This is a genomic window from Streptomyces odonnellii (assembly GCF_000981895.1).
GTDB classification, from domain to species: domain Bacteria; phylum Actinomycetota; class Actinomycetes; order Streptomycetales; family Streptomycetaceae; genus Streptomyces; species Streptomyces odonnellii.
Window position 1 is genome coordinate 1 of the sequence record NZ_LATD01000483.1, and the last position, 3,503, is coordinate 3,503.

A 3,503-nucleotide genomic window follows, 5' to 3' on the forward strand; every position below is an offset into this window, starting at 1 on the left:
AGGGAATAGGGGGTGCGGTGGTGTGGTTGGAGGTGACAGTTTAAGATTCAACCAATGAGCCGGAACCGGCCCCGGGAAGGGACGCCGGGAGCCGGGCTCCGGAACCACGAGAGGTGAGCACGATGCAGTTCGGGATCTTCACCGTCGGCGATGTCACGGTCGACCCGACCACCGGACGTGCGCCGACCGAGCATGAGCGGATCAAGGCGATGGTGACCATCGCGCGGAAGGCCGAGGAGGTCGGCCTCGATGTGTTCGCCTCGGGCGAGCACCACAACCCGCCGTTCGTGCCGTCCTCCCCCACCACCATGCTCGGCCATATCGCCGCCCTCACCGAGCGGCTGATCCTCTCCACCTCCACCACCCTCATCACCACCAACGACCCGGTGAAGATCGCCGAGGACTTCGCGATGCTCCAGCACCTGGCCGATGGGCGCGTCGACCTGATGATGGGGCGCGGCAACACCGGTCCGGTCTATCCGTGGTTCGGCGAGGACATCCGCCAGGGCATTCCGCTCGCGATCGAGAAGTACGCGCTGCTGCACCGGCTGTGGCGGGAGGACGTGGTGGACTGGGAGGGCAAGTTCCGTACCCCGCTCCAGGGCTTCACCGCCACGCCCCGGCCGCTGGACGGCACCCCGCCGTTCGTCTGGCACGGCTCGATCCGCTCGCCCGAGATCGCCGAACAGGCCGCCTATTACGGGGACGGCTTCTTCGCCAACAACATCTTCTGGCCCAAGGAGCACTTCCAGAAGCTGATCCGCCTCTACCGGAACCGCTACGCGCACTACGGGCACGGCACCCCGGAGCAGGCGATCGTCGGCCTCGGCGGCCAGGCGTTCATCAGGCGGAACTCGCAGGACGCGGTACGGGAGTTCCGGCCGTACTTTGACAACGCGCCGGTGTACGGGCACGGGCCCTCGCTGGAGGAGTTCACCGAGCAGACGCCGCTCGTCGTCGGGAGCCCGCAGGAGGTCATCGACAAGACACTGACGTTCCGGGAGTCGTTCGGCGACTACCAGCGGCAGTTGTTCCTGATGGACCACGCGGGGCTGCCGCTCAGGACGGTGCTGGAGCAGCTCGATCTGCTGGGCGAGGAGGTCGTACCCGTACTGCGCAAGGAGTTCGCGAGCCTGCGGGCGGCGGGGGTGCCGGAGGGACCGGTGCATCCGGCGGTGGCAGCCCGTACAGCTTCCGATTCCGCCTCCGCCTCCGCTTCCGACGACGGCGCCAAGGAGGTCTGACCGTGGGCGTGTTGAAGCTTGTCGCGGTATCGGCGGGGCTGAGCAAGCCGTCGTCGACCCGGCTGCTGGCCGACCGGCTGGCGGAGGCGGCCGTACGCGGACTGGCCGCCGACGGCCGCGAGGTGGAGGTCGAGACCGTCGAACTGCGCGAGCTGGCGGTCGACATCGCCAACCACATGGTCACCGGCTTCCCCTCGCCCGCGCTGGGCGCGGCGCTGGACCGGGTGACGGGGGCGGACGGGCTGATCGTGGTGACGCCGGTGTTCGCGGCCTCGTACAGCGGGCTGTTCAAGTCGTTCTTCGACCTGGTCGAACCGGACGCGCTGACCGGTACGCCCGTGCTCCTCGCCGCGACCGGCGGCACCGCACGCCACTCACTGGTCCTGGAACACGCACTGCGCCCCCTCTTCGCATACCTCCACGCCCTGCCCCTGCCGACCGCCGTCTACGCGGCAACGGACGACTGGGGCACGGGCGCGGACACCTACGGCGGCGGCCTGCCGACCCGAATCACCCGCGCGGGCGAAGAACTCGGCAGGCTGGTGGGGGCGGTACGGGGCGAGAAGGCGGGGCCGTCCGGGACGGACGAGTCGGCTGACGCCGAGGTGGTTCCGTTCGAGGAACTGCTCGGAAGACCGGCGTAGCGCCCCCGGCCCACTGCCCCCCATCCCGGGGTTACGCCCTAACGATCGAAGGGGAGCAGCCGGAAGGAGTCGTGAGCGGTGAGCGGCCGGATCGCGCGGAAGTCCCGTTCGTTGACGGTGAGCACGCAGTCGGTGCGGTACTCCTCAGCCAGCGCCACACAGGTGGCATCCGTCAGATCGACCGCGAGGTCGGCATAGCGGGCCATCACAGCGCTGGCCGAACGGAGGATGGTCTCGTCGACGGCGGGAATCACAAAGCGCGTCAGAGCGACCTGAGCCAGGATCCAGTCGAGCAGCCGCCGCGACTCCTCGGCCCCCAGCCGCCGGACTTCATGCGACCTGCGCCCGCCGCTGCGCTCCTTGACACCTTTGCGGAGCATATGGTCCAGCTCGGTGAGCACCATCGGCGCGATGACCACCAGGCCGGCTTCCGCCAGGGCGCGCTGAAGGTCCTTCTGCAGTACGTGCGAACGGTCGTACGCGCCGAGCAGCGCCCCCGTGTCGGCGACAAGGATCACGCCGCGTGGTCCGTGCTGTCATCGCCGTACAGAACCTCATGGACCCGGTTCGCGAAGGTGGGGTCGCCGCTGTCGAAAGTCGGCATGTCCAGGGGTTCCTCCCAGCGGCGCTCGCCCATGGCCGCCAGATGGACCCCACGTCGAATGATCTCCGCTTCAGGGACCCCACGACGGGCGGCGGCTTCCTTGATGATCGCCAGGTCCTGTTCGTCCACGTAGACCGTGGTCCGCTTCAGAGTCATACGGGTATGGTACCGCACACATACGTACGACGCGGGATCCATCTGTGCCTTCCAAGGCCCCTGGCGCCAAAGCCCCGGGCGCGGTTGTCAGAGCGGGACTACGTCCGCCACTACGCAGGCGATGTTGTCCGGGGCGCCCGACTCATGGGTCTGGGTGATGAGGTGGTCCACCGCCTCTGTGGGGGTGTCGGCCCGGGTGAGGGTGTCGTGGAGCCGGGTCGGGGGGAGGGTGGTGGAGAGGCCGTCGGAGCAGAGCAGGTAGCGGTCGCCGGGGTGGGCGTCCTGGAGGTGGAGGTCGGGTTGGGCGGCGGTGCCGTCCAGGGCTTTGAGGAGTATCGCCCGCTGGGGGTGCGAGGCCGCCTCCTCGGGGGTCAGGGTGCCCTCGTCGATCATCGACTGCACCACCGTGTGGTCATGCGTGATCTGGAAGAACTCCCCGTCCCGCAGCAGATACGCCCGGCTGTCCCCGATATGCACCAGCGCCAGTTGTGAGCCGGTCCACAGCATCGCGGTGAGGGTGGTGCCGGAGCCGGTGAAGCCGTCGACCGCGCGGTTCGCCCGTTCCACCGAGTCGGCAAGGGCGCTGAGCAGCTCCCCGCCCGGGAGGCCCGGGAGGCCTGGAAGGCTCGGGAGATCCGGGAGGCCGGGGACGTCCGGCAGCGGCTTCATCGCCTCGATCGCCGCCGCGCTCGCGGGAGCCCCCTCCGCCCCGTACCCGTCCGCGACGGCGAGCAGGCGCGAACCGGCGTACGCGGTGTCCTGGTTGGTCTTGCGGACCAGTCCGCGCTCCGATCGGGCCGCGTACCGGATCCCGAGCGGTGGGGACGGAGGAGAGAGGGGAGAAGTGGGCGGGTG

5 protein-coding genes are annotated in these 3,503 nt (G+C 69.4%); 2 read left to right on the plus strand and 3 right to left on the minus strand.

Features of this window, described 5'->3' with window-relative positions; all coding sequences use genetic code 11:
• Window positions 1–122: 122 nt before the first annotated feature.
• Window positions 123–1,244: an LLM class flavin-dependent oxidoreductase gene (locus WH07_RS33545; protein ID WP_046508545.1), complete on the plus strand. Its 1,122-nt coding sequence runs from the start codon at window positions 123–125 to the stop codon at window positions 1,242–1,244.
• Window positions 1,245–1,246: 2 nt separating this feature from the next.
• The gene (locus WH07_RS33550) at window positions 1,247–1,888 is read left to right on the plus strand and encodes an FMN reductase (protein ID WP_046508542.1); all 642 of its coding nucleotides are present in this window, start codon (window positions 1,247–1,249) and stop codon (window positions 1,886–1,888) included.
• Between the two features lie 38 nt (window positions 1,889–1,926).
• On the opposite strand, the gene WH07_RS33555 is transcribed toward WH07_RS33550, so the two are convergent.
• From WH07_RS33555 to WH07_RS33565, 3 genes are all read right to left on the minus strand, one after another.
• The gene (locus tag WH07_RS33555) at window positions 1,927–2,406 is read right to left on the minus strand and encodes a type II toxin-antitoxin system VapC family toxin (RefSeq protein WP_046508543.1); all 480 of its coding nucleotides are present in this window, start codon (window positions 2,404–2,406) and stop codon (window positions 1,927–1,929) included.
• Window positions 2,403–2,648 carry a ribbon-helix-helix domain-containing protein gene (locus WH07_RS33560; RefSeq protein ID WP_046508546.1) on the minus strand — a complete coding sequence of 82 codons (246 nt, stop codon included), beginning with the start codon at window positions 2,646–2,648 and terminating at the stop codon, window positions 2,403–2,405. The genes WH07_RS33555 and WH07_RS33560 overlap by 4 nt, the downstream gene beginning before the upstream one ends.
• An 87-nt stretch (window positions 2,649–2,735) precedes the next feature.
• The coding region (locus tag WH07_RS33565) for a PP2C family protein-serine/threonine phosphatase (protein ID WP_046508544.1) at window positions 2,736–3,503 on the minus strand (768 nt) is incomplete at its 5' end.

What these genes read in the sequence shown, in the direction of transcription:
- WH07_RS33545 (WP_046508545.1), top strand. Translation starts at nt 123, where the DNA reads ATGCAGTTCGGGATCTTCACCGTCGGCGATGTCACGGTCGACCCGACC.
- WH07_RS33560 (WP_046508546.1), bottom strand. Translation starts at nt 2,648, where the DNA reads ATGACTCTGAAGCGGACCACGGTCTACGTGGACGAACAGGACCTGGCG.